A 16689-nucleotide genomic window follows, 5' to 3' on the forward strand; every position below is an offset into this window, starting at 1 on the left:
TATAATTTTCATCTCGCATACACATAGGCTGGATTAGCAGTTACATAGTATGTTTTGCCTTTACTGTTGTGTACTTTGTATTGATACGAACCATTCACAATTACTTTTGTGTCAATAACAAACCCCAAACCTATATCTACTACTCCAGCAACATCTTTATCCTGCCAAGATGGAGATTCATAGAAACGTAAATTGTCCACTTTAGAAATAACCCTTTTACCAAAAATAGTAGAAGCTTCAGTCCCATTGTATTGGATGTATGAGGAATCATAATAAATCCATTGGTTACCACCAAGGTTTAACCAGTTTCCTAATTTGCCCCATACTTTATAAGCCTCTCCTTTTTGTAGTTTACGAATAACACTATTATCTGTTGATGATCCAGAGCGGAGATTTACATTGTATCCCTCAATATATGCAACACCATTCACCTCTACTGTACCAGGTATTTCATTTGGTTTTTGTGATCCTGCATCTACCGTAACAGAGTTCCCGTTATAAGCCTTTAACACGTCTGCTCGAAATTTAGCCTCAGATACACCGTGACTTCGGAGATAATCCAGTGGGTCTTCATGGTCTGTGCCACCTAATTTATAAGTAATATCCTTATGTGTCCATAATCCTTTAGAAGGATGAATATTTCGTTCTCGCAAGATTTCTCCAATTAACTCTACATATCGTTCGTAAGAACGTTTAAATTTCATCGGATCACTTGTTTCACACAATTCAACGTGAACAAATCTAGCATTAGCTGCTGGACCTGCACCCCATGCACGATATTTAGTAGATGCAATTTGAATCTTTTCATCCCAATCAACTGCGTAGTGAACAAACGCTGAACGCCATGTACGAGACTCATATTTTTGAATATTAATAGCTGGTGCTTCTGGGGTTGCCGTACTATGAGCTACAACACCCTCATAAGCACCCACACCTAAACGATATGGAGTTTTAGGTAAACCATCAATAATAAGCATTCTATCAGCAAAAGCCCCTGTAGCAAAGCTAAACAGGAGCAATAGAGTCATAAATACAGAGGAAGCTAGTTTAATTGTTTTTTTCATTTATTATCAACATCCTTTTTCGTAATTTTGGAGTGGTCGTATAACCCGCTAGCCGATAAACCGATGATGAGTCCTTGGAATACGTTCATTTTTATGTCAAACGGCAAAAATAAAACGCCTAGCAAAATGCCAAGCGCTAAATTAAGCAATGGAATATATTTAGTTTGTAGCCCAAGCATTTTTACTACCTGGGATAAAGATACTACAACTGCAATTATCACGCTGATTTCTACCAATTTATACACCTCCCTTCATTAACAGACCAAGTAATCCAGCTACAATTGCACCAATGATGATTCGGAGAATCCATGTAGTATTGGCACTAATCTTATCGAGAAGCTTATTTATATTCACGATATCCTTTTCATTGACAGTGGTACGTGTTTCTATGTTTCGGATGTCTCGTTGCATATCTTTTTGATCTAACTTTATCTGTTGGATCTCTTGCTTTAAATCTTGAATCTCTTGCATTAGTTCAGCTCCTTTCAAAATAAAAAGAGAGACATAATAGTCTCTCTTCGAATTAATATCTATAATTCTTAACTTGATACCAAACTCTTTACAGTTACTTTCCCTTCATACAAGGTCTCCCAGATTGGTTCAAATTTAACCCCACTATTTTTATAAAAACCCCAATTTACTGAGTCATCTTTAACGCTCTTCCCACTATAATAATAGTCGGCTATTTCCTTTATTGATTCGTAATATTGAAATTCAGTTAAGTCCATCCAACGCATATCGAATTCTTTAGCAAGGTCTGGCTCTTCAAGTTCTACTTCGTAAATGAAACTTTTATTATATTTACATTTATACTTCATAGCGTTTTCTAAATCCCGCCATAAATATATCGACCTAACACGTGAAGGTGATGAAGGGAACTTATTAGTTCTAATATCCTCAAATATACTTTCTTTCAAATATTGCGAAAATCTAGTATAAGTATCCCTGAAATATCTGTGGAAATTTATTGTATTTCCGTATCTAGGCTCTAATACTGTTCCCTTAGATAATTTCACATTTGAAACATGATAGAAAGTTCTCAAATTACTTCCTCCTAAAATTTATATCTAAGAGTATTTTATCATGTCTTGATTTTTTGCACCTTCATTAAAAGCCGTATTTTATTCAAAATAAAAAGACCAGCTTATGGCTGTTCTATTAGCGTTGTATTTTCATTTGTTGTTGGCAGTTCTTGCGACGGATAATTCCCCGTTAGCGATGTATAACAATCTAGGCAAATATTTTTTTTAGCAAATCCCATATCTAATTCATATAGACGTGCTCCACGTTTACATATTTCACACAACGTAGCAATCCGAAACTTTATCGTTCCATCCATCTCTCTCCATACTTCAACCTTACTAATACCTTTTGGGATTCCTGCATTATTTAACATATCCATAGGTATTTGAACAAAAACTCCTGTCTCTGTCCGTTCTGTATCTACCAATCTTCCCATAAAGGGACATGCGTCACCTTCTTGTAAAGGCATCATAGGAATATTAGATTGATTCACTTTTTCTTTCCCCTTTCTATCCAAGTGCATTAAAGTGCCAACCGTTTGAGTTATTGACGTAAAAACCAACGCCGCGACTTCCGTCTGTAAAACGGATATGCCCCCAACCTTGAAATGCATTTCCACCAAGGTTAACGCCTTGTACCGCTCGTATATTCCTAAAGAACTTAACCTCATTTTCTGTTGATATATCAAACGTTTGACCATCAGGTGCCGGACCTATGTTGTTATTTACACCGCCTACTGAAATACTATTAAATGGCTGAAGACCAGCTGCTCTTTCTGCTGCTGCTCGATCCCAGTTATACATAGATGCATATTTACCACTATATAGCGTTACACCTGATACGCAAATCGCTGTACCTGCACTTATTTGCCCATTTGCAGAACACACTTTAATAATCAACGCATGCTCTTGTGGGTTATAGTTTGTAGGTACTTTGAAAGTAAATGAATATCTCCTAATTTCACCATAAAAAGTACTTGGCTCAGGGAAGTCCATTTTTTGCTCATTCCATATGTCATAAGACACACTATCCCTAAACTTCACACAACATACGTGTAATCGAGGCTTTGCTGTCTTACGCACACCATTTACCAGAGACGTTCTAAAGTGAGCAGATAATGTATATTCGTTTCCTGGATGTATCCCATTGTTAACCACTGCTTCTGGATAGTTGTACATGTCTACCCTTGCTGCATTAACCATTTGTTCGTAATTAAATACAGCTGTATTTTTTTCTATCACTACATTGCCCTGTGACTTCCACGGCAGACCATATCCGCCTTCAAACCCATAGTAATCTCCATGTCCAATATTTTTCTTTCCAACACTAGAAAAATCGGAATCTGCTATTAAGTTTCGTCTTGATACTGCAGTTGTTTTTGTTCCCCATTCGTCTTGGAATAGGAAATCTAGCATTTTAACAGTTACACCATTTTTATCAATGGTAATTTTATCGCCATTAACGTTAATGATATTGGTATCAATGCCTTTTGCTGTTAACCATTTCACCATTGTATCTGCGTTAATATCTAATCTTGAAACATCGATAGTTATCTTTTCGGCTGTTTGGTTAATAGAAGAAATAATACTTCCTTTGGCTACCTTCGAACTTATTTCATTAGATTGAATCTTAAATTGGGAATTCATGTTTTCTACGATAGCATCATCTTTACTATCGACTTCATTTTTTATATAAACATTTTTCGTTTCTGCTTTTAATTCCAATGCTTTAGAAGTTTGGGTAAACTGGGTGTTCATTTCTGTCATTTTCTTGTCGTAATCTTCTATTAAAACACGATCAGCAATATCATCAACTAACTTGTCGTAGTCCGTATAATCTTTAGGGTTTAATGTGAACGTTGTACCCGTTTTACCGTTTGTCACCATAGGTTTTGAGAATCTAACAACAAATCCAACACCTGCTGCATAGAATCTAATTCTCGTTCTGACCGTCCCTGCTGGCGGTTTAAAGGGAACATCCGTCTTAATATGAGCGCCTACAGCTAAATTTAATTGCTTTCCTTCTTGACTAATCTGTGTACCGTCACTTCTATGATAATTGAAGTGTACAGAAGCATATTTGTCAGAAGCCGGAGCTTTTTCAGCAAATGCATAAACAGACACAACATAATCAACTTCACCAACTATTTCTCCAGCTGCAAAGAAATGAGAAAAGTTAGCATGTGCTTGTGTTGAATCAGCCCTGCCAGTAACGCGACACGAGTTGAACCCTTCATGACCACTTCCTTTGAGGAACTCAACGTTTCCATCTCCACCTTTGTTGACTTCCCAATATTGAAGATTCTTATTAGAAGCCAAGGAAAAGTCAGCATCTCTAAATTTATTGTTAATACCTAACCCGCCAGTATAATCTTGTACATACTCAGCACTAACTTTTGTCGCAATGGCATCAGCGTTCGCTTTAATTTGGGAAGATTGCTTTTGTAACTCAGTTTGAGCATTTTTAATGTCAGTTCCTTGTTGCGTCTGTATTTTAGTTACATTAGAAATGTTTACTTGTAAACCATCAACGGTTTGTGCTACTTCACTTACTTTCTTGTTTGTTGCTGTGATTTGAGTTTGTGCTTCCTGTGCCTTCTTATCAGCGTTATCAGCAGCTGTTTGTGCCAATCCAGCCTTTTTATCTGCATTAGTTGCCGCAGTATTAGCATTATTAGCTGAGTTTTGTGCCGCGACAGCTTTGTTATCAGCCGTTTTCGCTGCTGTACTAGCGGTATCAGCTGTTTCTTGCACCTTCTTTACATCATTCGAAACGGTTGTTACGTTTTGTTCTGTTTTAGATAATTTACTGCTGACCTGATCAACACTATTAATAATTTCAGCAGTCTTCTTCGTGAATTCTGTGTTACTTGTCATATCCCCTGGTGATTTAGACCAGTTGTCTTTCACAGTACCTTGAGCAAGTTTTACATCCGTTAGATAAACAACTGATCCAACAGGAGTTCCCTGACGTTGACCAAAATAAACACGTACTTTTCCATGTTCAACTTTGCAATTGAAATGGAACTGATGCCATTTCCCATCTCTCATTTCCCCTGGCACATTACTTATGAAATATTTAACACTATGATCACCAGTAGCTCCGTCCGCATTATCCTTAACCCCTAAAGCTGGTACACTCTTAGGATCATTAGTTTGTGCCCTCGCCCACATAGAAATAATTCCATCTCCAAGAGGCATTTGCAAATCTCTATAAATCCATATGTCACCTGTTCTTTCAATCTTTATATATTTATTGAAACCAGGCATCTCAGCATTATTACCTTCAGCAAACTTACCAACAGTAACCTTAACATTAGCTCCACCCATGACCTTCCAGCCTTCTAAATCAGCTTCAAAATCAGAGTTGTCTAGTACATTTCGCGATGTAGCTAATTGGTTTTCCATTGTAGTTTGTATTTCAGTAATCGTTTGCTTTGTACCATTTGCATCTTGAATAATTTCATTTGTTTTCTTTTGAACTGCATCAATCGTATTCCCTTGAGAGTCTACTTTCTTATTTGTAACACTCAGCTGTTCAATTTGTGTTTTAATGTCTTTTTCTGTTTGAGTAATCTTTGACTCATTTTCAGTAAAACGTTTGATATAGCTATTGTCGTTTTCATTAATTTTGTTCTTATTATTTGCTATATCGGCTTGCAATGCCTTTTTGTCAACCTCATACGATTGAACCTTAACGTGTCCTTCTAAAGCTTGATTAATTTCAGTTTTCTTGTATACATCTTTGATATCAGCCTTATTTTTAATGTCAGTTTGAATTTGCTCCTTAACCCACTGTTGATTGACTTTAGAACCTACTTCTGTTTGAAGCTTCTTAATTTCATCCTCAATACCTTTTATATCGTCGTCTAGGATAGAAGTATCAGGAGTCAACCTCTCCCATTTCGTTCCATTCCATAGATAAAGGATTGGCTTAGCTGGATCAGTTATGTCTAACCACAAGGTTAAATCTTTAATAGGATTTTCTGGTGGTGTTTTACTTTTAATAATTTTCGTCTGAAAATCTTTCTGTTTTTGTAAAACGGCATCAGCAATATCTTTAGCTGCTTTTGCTGCCGCGGATGCATCATCAGCAGTCTGTTTGGAATTATTAGCTGTCTCTTGTGCTTTATTTGCTAACTCCTCTAGCTGATCAACTAATTCTTTATTCGCCTTATCGTTTAACATACCGCGAATCTTATTGTACAACTTCCGTAATTCTTCGTTAGCATCCACAATTTCACGATAATCACCAAATACGTATTTATCTTGCGATGGATCAGTGAATGATTCATCCCCAGCAATCGCACGTGCTTCAAGGTATAACTTAGGTGTGAACCCTGTATCTTTAATTCGGATTGTATCGCCTTCATTAATCAGTTCATGTGTTAGCCCAAAAACTCGCCCTATGCTTTGTGCTTGAACATCATATGAATAAGATGTATTTACACGTTTCGCCAATTCTGTTTTCATGAGTGTTAAAAGACGTTGCGGTGTTATATCTTCTTCTGTTTCTGGAGTATAAAAACCGAATTTATGTTGACCACGCTCATTCCATCGCTGAAACGCATCATTGTCTACAAGATAAGGGACTCCATTATTAATGCTAGAGATAGTTATAAAATCCCCGCCTTCTTTCTTTACAAACCCAACAAGTGCGGTACAAATGTTTTGAGAGTTTTCGACACGTTTAATTCCCATCAAATCTTTACCAAGAGTTACTTCTTTACCAGTATCACGCCCTCGCTTCTTAACCATATCTACATATCGGATAACAATTTGAGAGCCTACAACTTCTGCGCGATATTGGGTTTCTAATTCGAATAAGGAAGCAATATCTTTTAAAAACTTCAACGGGTCAATGAATTCGTCAATAGTCATAGTATGGAATCCGGCATACTCTGTTTTCCCTCTTTTCCACTTCGTACCTACAAGAGCCATATCAATAAACTCATTGACTGTTTTACCTTCAATCTTCTGCGGATTGATAATGCCAGCTTTTGCTAGTTGAATCCATTCACCAGATGCATAAGCAATAATGGATCTATCATCTGAATTTTTTTCAGTTTCAGTAATGACATACGGAACAATCCGTCCATCCCTTACCTCTTTTAAAACTAAATTTTGCTGCATGAGTGTAGCTGCATGATCTGTATTATCAAATACTTTAAACTCTAATGTATCAACGTTATTTTTTATCTCCCAATGTCGTTTATCGTCCCAATAATCTTTTGGTTGTATATTTGAAACGATTTGACTTGTTTTAAAATCAACAACATGTAAAATTCCGCTTGGTGTCCTCATCTAAATCGCTCCCTATACGTTACTTTGGCTGTTCCGACAGTGGAAGGCATGATTTCTAATTTATTTAAACCCTTATGAATAAAAGGATAATCACTAAATATATCCTTTAGGTTAATAGCACTCTTACCATTTATCGTTACAAGGCTTCTCTCTGTATCAATGGCTACTTTATCTCCAACATCGAAAATATACGGTGGATTATCTTGTGTATTCATATTGACTTTCCATATCTTTAAATCATCGATAGACATGTTTTGACAGAACATATTATTAGAAAATTGACAGATGCTAATTTGGACCTGTGCGACTTTAGCCATATTGACATTTTTTTCATCTATCCACACGACAAAGCGTTCTGAGTCGTCGATTTCTGTACCATCTTTAAATCTTGAAATATAAGCTTCCCACCTATTGCCTGTTCTCGCTAACCACAATCGACCGCGATATTGATTCCACGTATTCGGATAATCACCTGTTTCATTAATAAAGACCTGCCCGCCCGGTTTTTTACTATTCCCAACACTAGCAAATCCACTATTCTGCTCGGCTTCCCATTGAACATCACTCATAGATATACGAGCAACATAATCGCTATTTTCATCAAGAAGCCCAATTTCTACGCGTCCCATTTGATCCCAATGCAAGCTTCTTACTCCAACATACGCTTGCATAATAAAATCCTGTAATGGCCCTTGTGGAATATTCTTTTTGGCTATGCAACCATGCCATCCTTTTACTGTAGGTTCACCTAGATATTCAGCCATAAAACGATATCCATCTGTTTTAAACTTCCCTCCACCCGTCATATCTTCTGTTTTAGGAACATTTGTCCATCGTCCATCCCACGGTAGTTGACATTTCATCCCACAATACGCGCTGATTCCTTTCAACAGGAACTTGATCAGCTTTAAGCGGATATCCAATGCGAAAGTAATTCGTTCCATTCCATACATCAAGAAATGTGGAAGGTTTCGTTACTTCAATTTCTAAAATCGGATTAGATTCCACGCTTCCTTTGTTTTGAACATTTGCGATTAACCCTCGGCTTTCTAACTTAAAATCTACTGTTCGGGTTGGTCCTAATTTATAAGGCATTGGACAAATAAACTTTAAAGTACCTTTACCAAGGGTTACAAATTCATCAGGATCAAAGCCTTCATCAATAACAGCTAAATAAGTTCTATCAGGAGTTACGTCAAAGATTAATTCAACAGCTTTTTCTTTAATTAACCAAGCTGCTATTTCTTCTTTTAATGTTTCTAAATCTGCACCATTTGGCACAATAATTCCAACTGGAACAGGTAAAATACGCCTTTCTGTTTGTGTGTTTAATAATCTTGTACCTGGATAACCTGGAACACTTAAAAAATTTCTTTTTAACGGTGCCCATGCTGGTCTTTTCCATCCTTTTTCTATTTGAATAAAATCTTTACGTATTTTGTTAAATGTAAAAGAACTCATGTTGACACCTCATTTCTTTATAAAATAAAAGAAACCCAAAACTAAAAGTCTGAGTTTCTTTTTGCTTCTCTATCTTGATACTCGGTTGTATATCTATAAGTACCACGTGCAACTTCTCACCCTTCTAAAATTACAGGTACTTCAATTGCTAATCCACCACCTGGTACTGCAAATTCACCGTTTACTCCTTGCGCTTGATATAATCCATTAGCTTGCGCGCCTATATTACCCACATTAACTGTTGGTACTGCTGCTTCACTCATTGCTTGAGATGCACGATTTATTATTCCGATTGAATTTTCCATACCAATCGCAAGACCAGCACCAATTTGTTTACCTACTGCATCGCGCATAAGTCGTGAAGGCGAATGGATATCAAAGAAATCTGTAAATCCTTTTTTTATGCTACTTCCGATTGATGCTACTTTGTCCCAAACCGCCCCAGCCATTGAGCCTATACCATTAATTAAACCTTGAATTATATCTTTACCAACGCTTAATAAGTTTACCTGTTTAAGAGTGTCCACTATTTTAGGTATTATGTCTGTTACAATTGTAGAACCTAATTGTCCCACCATACTTACAATACCTTTTATTAAAGCCCAAATTAATTGGACACCAGCTTCAAGGATTTTAGGTAAATTCCTAATTAATTCTCCTGCTAAAGTAACGATTAAATTAAGCGCCGCCCCTATTAATTGAGGTATAACTTGTACAATACCTGCAATTAACATAAGCAAAATTTTGATACCAGCTTCAAGTATCTTAGGTAGATTTGCAATTAATGTGGACGCTATTTTAACAATTAAATCTAATGCTGCATTAATAAGTTGCGGTATGACTTGCACTATACCATTAATAATAGCTAACAGTATTTTAACCCCAGCATCGATTATTTTAGGTAAATTCGTAATCAATGTATCCGCTACTTTTGTAATTAGATTTATCGCTAAATCTATTAATTGAGGTAGCATTTGAATGATTCCGTTTATCAGGCTTGTTAAAACTTGAACACCTGCTTGAATAATCATAGGTAAGTTCGCTGTAATTGCTTCAATCAAAGTTGTAATGACCGTAATAATTGCTAAAGCAATCATTGGTAAAGCTTGCGTAATTCCAGTAATTAACGAAACCAATAAATTGATTCCCATTTCAATCAACTGTGGTAAAAATGACATAATTCCATTGATTATTGTTTGGATGATTGTTACTGCAATTGAGATCAACTGTGGAACCATCTGCATAATTCCATTTATTAAGGTCAAGATCAATTGAAGTCCTGTCTCTATAAGTGTAGGTAAGACTTGTACAATTCCAGAGATTAAGGTTTGAATAATTTGGATTCCAGTTTGTACAATCATAGGAAGATAAGTTGCGATCATTTGTGAAATTGTATTTATTATCCCAACTATCGCTTCAAGTATTTTACAGCTAAAACAAAAGAAGAATTATTTGGAGATACAAAAACATTTACTTCTAAACGTACTATCATGATTCCTAAATCATTAGTCGATGAGCTACTCGCACATAAAAAGTGGCAAAATGCTAATAAGCTTGTTTTACAAGATGCATATGAGCATGAATTAGACTTAGTATTTTCAAGAGTAGATGGAAAGTTCTTACCGAAGTCAACATTGTTCAATGCATTCTCACGCATACTAAAGAAAGCCAATTTACCTAGACTAGAAATACATTCATTACGACACACCCACGCGGTTCTTTTATTAGAGTCTAGTGCAAGTATGAAATACATTCAAGATAGACTAGGACATAAGAGTATAGAAATCACTTCTAACGTATACTCTCATATTAGCGACAAAATTAATAAAGATTCTATTTCGGGGTTTGAAGCTTATATGAATAACGTATTGGGGTAAGTTTGATTTTTTTGTGGGTGTTTTGTGGGTGGATTACTCTACTTTCAAATAAAAGTGTTTTACCCACAAAATAAAAAACCCTCAACACGTTGTGTGTCAAGGGTTTGAGCCTCTTAGTATAGAGACATATATTGGTCGCGTTCCCATTGGTGAACTTGTGTTCTAATCAAGCTTCACACCCTAATAACAAATCAAAATAATCACGAACCCCCTATTCATAGGGAATCTTTAAAATTTGAAACTCAAAACAAATAATATGGTTTCATTATTTCGTGGGCATTTTGTGGGTACTTTTGTGGGCACCTATTAATCAAAATACAAAAGAGCACAGCGTGTATAAGTAGTGTTGGTAGCACTCTTATACCGTCCGCCTACTCACGATAGGCAAACACTTGCTGTACTCTTACGGACTATTCTACAGTACGTAAGGGCTCCTTAGCAACAGTTTGCTTATACTCGGCATTCTGTTGCTTTTTTGTTTTATACAAAGGGGTCTATATAATATGGAAAAGAAACGTATCGATGTTATCGCAACTAAAGAATCCTTCCACAATTTATCATCATTCAAAGATGTGGAAGAACTAAATAAAACTGTACGTGCATACAGAGAAACTATTCGTATGTCTATTAAGCGTACCGATGTACACTCTAAACTAATTACATTACTTGAAATTTTAAAACGTCACAGCTGCAAATATGTAGGTGTTAGTTTCCTATGTAAAAATAGAATAGCTGAAAAGATGGGAGTTTCCTATAAAACTGTACAACGTTTAATGAAGAAACTTGTGGATCTAGAGATGATTAAACAGGTAGCAATGAAGCGTACAAAAGATATGTTACAAACTTCTAATGCTATTATCATTCAACCAATTGTGGAAGAAGTGTCCAACAAGGTAGATACCAAAAGTCCTACAAAGTGTCCTACCATTAAAACACCCCCTGTTTCCTTAAAACAAAATATAAAAGATATAAACAAACGTAATAGTAATGAGAATAGCAATACTCCAGAAGAGAATATTGAACAAGCTGACTTTGTTGCTCACTGGGTACCAGAACGTTTTGTTTCTTTAACTAGCTCTTTTTACAGTGAATCTAAAACAATTCAAGAACTGTGGAAGGTCGTAAGACAGTGCAATAAAGTTACAAACTTCTCTACAGGTGATAAAGCATTTGATAATGACCAAGAACTTACTATTGGTTTAAAAGCTATTAAAGAATTTGTTATGAAAATTAAGTCCAGAGCAAAAATGAACAAGGGTAAATTCGCTTATTTCAACGGAATTATAAATAACTTAATGGACAAGTTTTACTTTGATAATGAATTTATGACCAAATAAAAAAATACCCAGCTTCATTAACTAGATAGTGTCAACACAAAAATATAACATCTGCTAAAATATAATCAAAAACATATTGGAGTTGATTACCTATGAGTAATGCATATAACAGACATAATTTAACAGATGAGAATTGGAATAAGTTAGAGCCATTCATTACCGAGCTACTCGGAAAATGGGGCGGTTGTAACACCAACGATAATCGTCTATTTGTTAATGCTTGTTTATGGATTATTCGTACAGGTTCTCCATGGCGTGATCTCCCGAACGGGTACGGGAAATTTAGCGCTGTACACCGTCGCTATAAGCGATGGTGCGATAAAGGAATTTGGGATAAACTCCTGGCAAAGCTAATAGACGAGCCAGATTATGAATGGTTAATGATTGATGGTTCCCATTGTAAAGTGCATCCACACGCGACAGGAGCAGTCGGCGGAAATCAAGACATGGGACGCACAAAAGGGGGCTAAACACGAAGATTCATCTGGTTGTAGATGCCAATGGAAATCCTATAAAATTCATGATTACTGGTGATGAAGTGTCTGATTTTATAGGATTTCCATTTGATTACAGGATTGAAGGCAGAACATCTCATAGCTGATAAGGGCTATGATTCTGATGAAATTGTTCGTTTTGTCAAAAAACAAGGAATGCCCCCTGTTATTCCACCTCGAAAAAATAGAAAAGAACAACGTGAGTATGATAAACATCTTTACAAACTGCGACATCTTGTTGAAAATGCCTTTTTGAAACTGAAAAGATTTCGTGGCATTGCCACACGTTATACAAAAACCACGTCTGCTTTTTGAGGTGCTGTTACCTTGGCTGCTATTTCTCAGCGGTTGAAACTCGTGTAGACACTATCTAGAATAATTTCCGGAAAAATATTTCTTGAAATCCGGTTTACTTTAGTGCATTATATGTAAGTAACTTATAAATACATAGGGTAAAAAGGGAGAATAGCATCATGTAAGATATAATTAAAAGGCTATTCTAAAAGAAACGGTAGGTTTAGTTATTAGCTGTTATTGTAGTGAGTTTTATCACCAGTGAAGATACTGGTTAGTGAAAGAAGAAAACTAAAAAAAGCTGCTGATGCTCGTATGAAAAATATAGAAACATTACGATTTGACCCTACTGTGGGTAATTATACAAACTAATTGGTACACATAGAAAGGGAAAGAAAATATGGATGCGAACGCTAATCAATAATAAGAGTAAAGGTCAAATCCCATTTTGGCTTAAAATGAGGGGATAGTAAAATGAGTTTGGGTACATTAGAGGTTAGAGTCGTGTTCAAAGCAGATATAAAAAAGATATACAATGGAAAGATTAATGACATAGTTCCACTGGATGTACAGTTAAAAGATAGTTTCATTTCAATACAGATATATGGAATTTGGAAACATATTTCTACTGAAACAATTAGTTCCGTGTGGGTGGCAAAAAACTAAGGACAGCTAAATGCTGTTCTTTGGGATTTGTGTAGTAATGGAACCGAAACGGCAATTTTTAAATAGATTCTGTTGCAAAGTTTGAAAAAACATACACCCGTTTACAAAATGCTGTTATAGTTTAAGCAGTTATGAATAATTTCTGTAATTCATTGTCCGTCGAAAAAACGAAGTTTGGTTGTTGCAAACTTCGTTTTTGTTTATATAAGGCATGAATAGTTTCGACTCCTTTGATGGCGCGAGAAGCATGGCGAAGCGTTTGAAATCTAGAAGATTTGGCAAAGCACCGCTTTACATGTCGATGATCCTGTTCAATCAGGTTATTAAGATGCTTGATGGTACGATGTTTCGTACGTTCATAAAAGCCGTGCTTTTTCAGTTTTTGGAACGCACAAAGTAAAGTGGGAGCCTTGTCTGTAGTAAGAACCGTTGGTTCTCCATAGACTTTGACGAGTCGCTTCATAAACATATGCGCCAACATATGCGCCGCTTGATGATTGCGTGTTTTACGAAGTTGAAAATCAAGCGTATGTCCATCCTTATCAATGGCATGATATAGATAGCACCATTCTCCTTTGACTTTGATATAGGTTTGATATAGGTTTCATCTAGATGCCATGATAATTGAGCAGTTTTGTTTTTCTTTTTCCAGATTTGATAAATCAAATTATCATATTCATGTACCCAACGTATAATTGTTGTAGGGTACACGGAAACGCCTCGTTCCTGTAGGATTTCAGATACACCACGATAGCTTAAAGAAAAACGACAATAGTAGCCAACGGCTACCAAAATAATTTCTTGTTTGAATTGCTTTCCTTTAAAATATCTCATTTAGGATTCTCCTCACTCTATTTTGCAAAAAGTTTTGCTTATTTTAAAAAACTTTGCAACAGAACCTAAAATCACTTCACATATACATAAGTTTCATTAGCCGTAACATAATATGTTTTACCTTTACTATTTTGTACTTTATATTGCGGTGAACCATTAACACTTACTTTCGAATCAATCGCGAATCCTAAACCTTCATCAACAGATCCAGCAACATCTTTCTCTTGCCAAGATGGAGAATCATAGAATCGTAGATTACTAACTTTAGAAACAACACGCTTTCCAACAATAGAAGAATCCACTGTGCTTTTCTTACTAAACTTCACATAAGATGGATCGTTTTTAATCCATTGCTCACCGCCAAGATTTAACCAACCATCCTTTTCGTCACATCATAGTGAGTCCACAATCCTTTTTCTACAGATAATCCACGATCACGTAGGATTTTAGCAAGTAATTTTACATATTTATCATAGCTGCGTTTGAATTTCTTGTAATCAAATGTTCCGTCATCATTACGTACAGCAAAATAGATTTCTTTTACATCATGTTTGTTTGTCATCATTCATCATCCTCCAAAATAAAAAGCACCCGAATGGATGCTTAAATTAAACTTATTCATTATCAATATCTCTACTTTCATCATTAACTGATTTCGGGTCTAACAAGCTTCCTATATCAGGCGGCAAAGTTAACTCTATACCAGCTACTGGTTGATTATCCTCATTAAAATAATACTTCTTCACCTTATTCAATTCTTCATTTTTCTTATTTTCACTCATATTACCCCGCCTTTTATGTATGATATTAAACACTTTACTTAATTTGTACATTGAGAAAGATAATATACTATTTTTTTAACTCACACACGACTTATACAATTTTTGCATAATGAAAGGGCAACTGTGCACCAGCTGCCCTTTCGTCAAAATTTTATGATTATAAATACGGTAAATGAAGTAGTCTTTACAAAATGGATCTCGTCACGAGAGCACTTTATTAAGTGCTCTTTTTTTCTGGAGGTTTTCTACAAAATGAAATTTTTGTGCAAAAGATACAAACTCAGACAAAAATAACGATTTTGTTACTTTTTCGTAACTACTATAGGTATATGTACATGTTACAATTTATATGATTTTACAGATTACCCCTTGCAACTCCATGTATATTCTGCCCTTGTTGCTCCTCCGATAAGGGCAGTTTTTAATAAAGAATAGAGATTTTATTTAAAGTTTACAAAACCCACATTTACAAAAATGAGTTCAAAATTCCCATTTTGTTTATATGATTTCTTAAAAAATTTAAAATTCTATAATTAGTAATGGAGGCATTAAAATGAGCAGTACCCCAGAATTATCACAACAATTAGTCCCCAAAAAACAATTTAATCCTAACAATCGACAACAAACGAAGAAAAAACTAAGACGGCGTTTGTTGTTAACTTTAGCTTTTATATTGTCTGTAACTTTGTCTGCTCAACATTCCATTTACCAACAACAAAAATTAATAAAAGCAAAACAAGCCCTAATAGGTCAAGAAAAACAAAGATTATATGCTCTAGAAAAGGTTGGAAAATCCCTTGAGAAAGATATTAAGACTTTAACAGCAAGCGAAGAAGGAATGTTAAAATTCGCAAGAAAATTATATAAATTTTCCAAACCTGGCGAGACTATATTCCCAATAAATAATTAACGTATAAATATCTGATAGTAATTTAATTTATTTAATATTTGTATCACTGATTTTAATTATTTTTGCTCCAAAAGGTATAGGAAGGAACTTTGCTATTGTTACTTTTATACTTGTAAGTATTTCCCACCCCTTCTTTTCCATTATTGGTGCTATGTTCGGGGCTAGCTGAAACACATTTAAAAGACATAAGCCCGGTACAATACCGGGTCCATGCCCAAGGAACTTCCGAATGAAATAACGTGTCTAACTTTTTTGGATCACTTCATTCTATCAAACTTTTCAAATCCCCTTATACTAGTGCCTTCTATTAGGACCTCTTTTTTCTAGGACCTACAATTAATTTGATTGCTGTTCTTTCTTGATTATTGATAGAAACCTCTTGAAATGCTGGAACAAGAACCAAGTCAATGCCACTTGGAGCTACAAAACCTCTTGCAATCGCAATTGCTTTAATCGCTTGATTTAAAGAACCAGCTCCAATCACTTGGATTTCTACATTGCCACTTGCTCTTAGTACACCCGCAATTGCACCTGCAACTGAATTTGGACTTGATTTTGAGGATACCTTTAATATATTTTCCATGTAAGTTGCTCCCTCTATTATTTATTAGCTTTTCGTTACAGTTTGAAAAATAGTTAACGTA

10 protein-coding genes and 6 pseudogenes are annotated in these 16689 nt (G+C 35.5%); 4 read left to right on the forward strand and 12 right to left on the reverse strand.

The genetic code is table 11. From position 1 onward, the window contains the following. Positions 1 to 8: 8 nt before the first annotated feature. The 8 genes and pseudogenes from ACTFQM_RS04640 to ACTFQM_RS04675 all read right to left on the reverse strand — a co-directional run. Positions 9 to 1064: an N-acetylmuramoyl-L-alanine amidase gene (locus tag ACTFQM_RS04640; RefSeq protein WP_440033596.1), complete on the reverse strand. Its 1056-nt coding sequence runs from the start codon at positions 1062 to 1064 to the stop codon at positions 9 to 11. Then, positions 1061 to 1300 carry a holin gene (locus ACTFQM_RS04645; RefSeq protein ID WP_071718907.1) on the reverse strand — a complete coding sequence of 80 codons (240 nt, stop codon included), beginning with the start codon at positions 1298 to 1300 and terminating at the stop codon, positions 1061 to 1063. Before ACTFQM_RS04645 ends, ACTFQM_RS04640 begins: the two co-directional genes overlap by 4 nt. 1 nt (position 1301) lies before the next feature. Continuing rightward, positions 1302 to 1535, reverse strand: coding sequence for a hemolysin XhlA family protein (locus ACTFQM_RS04650; RefSeq protein ID WP_083594720.1), 234 nt, complete (start codon positions 1533 to 1535; stop codon positions 1302 to 1304). A gap of 68 nt (positions 1536 to 1603) precedes the next feature. Further along, complete coding sequence (locus ACTFQM_RS04655) at positions 1604 to 2107, reverse strand: DUF2441 domain-containing protein (protein WP_328045768.1); 504 nt, start codon at positions 2105 to 2107, stop codon at positions 1604 to 1606. A 101-nt stretch (positions 2108 to 2208) separates the two neighbouring features. Then, positions 2209 to 2559 (reverse strand): hypothetical protein, encoded by a 351-nt coding sequence (locus ACTFQM_RS04660; protein ID WP_440034384.1) that lies wholly within the window; start codon positions 2557 to 2559, stop codon positions 2209 to 2211. Positions 2560 to 2596: 37 nt separating this feature from the next. Beyond that, complete coding sequence (locus ACTFQM_RS04665) at positions 2597 to 7390, reverse strand: phage tail spike protein (protein ID WP_440033597.1); 4794 nt, start codon at positions 7388 to 7390, stop codon at positions 2597 to 2599. Further along, positions 7387 to 8851 (reverse strand): annotated as a pseudogene (locus ACTFQM_RS04670) (distal tail protein Dit). Before ACTFQM_RS04670 ends, ACTFQM_RS04665 begins: the two are co-directional and overlap by 4 nt. 41 nt (positions 8852 to 8892) lie before the next feature. Next, positions 8893 to 10275 (reverse strand): annotated as a pseudogene (locus tag ACTFQM_RS04675) (phage tail protein); the annotation flags it as partial. Between ACTFQM_RS04675 and ACTFQM_RS04680 the strand changes: the two are divergent. The 3 genes and pseudogenes from ACTFQM_RS04680 to ACTFQM_RS04690 all read left to right on the forward strand — a co-directional run. Continuing rightward, positions 10276 to 10728 (forward strand): annotated as a pseudogene (locus tag ACTFQM_RS04680) (site-specific integrase); the annotation flags it as partial. A gap of 503 nt (positions 10729 to 11231) precedes the next feature. Then, positions 11232 to 12065: a helix-turn-helix domain-containing protein gene (locus ACTFQM_RS04685; RefSeq protein ID WP_440033598.1), complete on the forward strand. Its 834-nt coding sequence runs from the start codon at positions 11232 to 11234 to the stop codon at positions 12063 to 12065. A 92-nt stretch (positions 12066 to 12157) separates the two neighbouring features. Beyond that, positions 12158 to 12874, forward strand: a pseudogene (locus ACTFQM_RS04690) (IS5 family transposase). A 766-nt stretch (positions 12875 to 13640) separates the two neighbouring features. On the opposite strand, the pseudogene ACTFQM_RS04695 reads toward ACTFQM_RS04690, so the two are convergent. From ACTFQM_RS04695 to ACTFQM_RS04705, 3 genes and pseudogenes are all read right to left on the reverse strand, one after another. Continuing rightward, positions 13641 to 14353: pseudogene (locus ACTFQM_RS04695) on the reverse strand (IS6 family transposase). A 71-nt stretch (positions 14354 to 14424) separates the two neighbouring features. Then, a pseudogene (locus tag ACTFQM_RS04700) lies at positions 14425 to 14858 on the reverse strand (hypothetical protein); the annotation flags it as partial. Positions 14859 to 14967: 109 nt separating this feature from the next. Beyond that, complete coding sequence (locus ACTFQM_RS04705; protein WP_044441988.1) at positions 14968 to 15135, reverse strand: hypothetical protein; 168 nt, start codon at positions 15133 to 15135, stop codon at positions 14968 to 14970. A 553-nt stretch (positions 15136 to 15688) separates the two neighbouring features. On the opposite strand from ACTFQM_RS04705, the gene ACTFQM_RS04710 reads away from it, so the two are divergent. Next, on the forward strand, positions 15689 to 16045 hold the full coding sequence (locus ACTFQM_RS04710; protein WP_178940131.1) for a septum formation initiator family protein: 357 nt from the start codon (positions 15689 to 15691) through the stop codon (positions 16043 to 16045). Between the two features lie 307 nt (positions 16046 to 16352). On the opposite strand, the gene ACTFQM_RS04715 is transcribed toward ACTFQM_RS04710, so the two are convergent. Then, complete coding sequence (locus ACTFQM_RS04715) at positions 16353 to 16628, reverse strand: stage V sporulation protein S (RefSeq protein ID WP_002171638.1); 276 nt, start codon at positions 16626 to 16628, stop codon at positions 16353 to 16355. Between the last annotated feature and the right edge of the window lie 61 nt (positions 16629 to 16689).

It is taken from the genome of Bacillus cereus group sp. MYBK30-2, assembly GCF_051915945.1.
GTDB classification, from domain to species: domain Bacteria; phylum Bacillota; class Bacilli; order Bacillales; family Bacillaceae_G; genus Bacillus_A; species Bacillus_A paramycoides.

Excerpts from the sequence above, each read along its gene's own strand:
- ACTFQM_RS04660 (WP_440034384.1), bottom strand. The coding sequence starts at position 2,559 with ATGATGCCTTTACAAGAAGGTGACGCATGTCCCTTTATGGGAAGATTG.
- ACTFQM_RS04650 (WP_083594720.1), bottom strand. The coding sequence starts at position 1,535 with ATGCAAGAGATTCAAGATTTAAAGCAAGAGATCCAACAGATAAAGTTA.
- ACTFQM_RS04705 (WP_044441988.1), bottom strand. The coding sequence starts at position 15,135 with ATGAGTGAAAATAAGAAAAATGAAGAATTGAATAAGGTGAAGAAGTAT.
- ACTFQM_RS04715 (WP_002171638.1), bottom strand. The coding sequence starts at position 16,628 with ATGGAAAATATATTAAAGGTATCCTCAAAATCAAGTCCAAATTCAGTT.
- ACTFQM_RS04710 (WP_178940131.1), top strand. The coding sequence starts at position 15,689 with ATGAGCAGTACCCCAGAATTATCACAACAATTAGTCCCCAAAAAACAA.
- ACTFQM_RS04640 (WP_440033596.1), bottom strand. The coding sequence starts at position 1,064 with ATGAAAAAAACAATTAAACTAGCTTCCTCTGTATTTATGACTCTATTG.
- ACTFQM_RS04685 (WP_440033598.1), top strand. The coding sequence starts at position 11,232 with ATGGAAAAGAAACGTATCGATGTTATCGCAACTAAAGAATCCTTCCAC.
- ACTFQM_RS04665 (WP_440033597.1), bottom strand. The coding sequence starts at position 7,390 with ATGAGGACACCAAGCGGAATTTTACATGTTGTTGATTTTAAAACAAGT.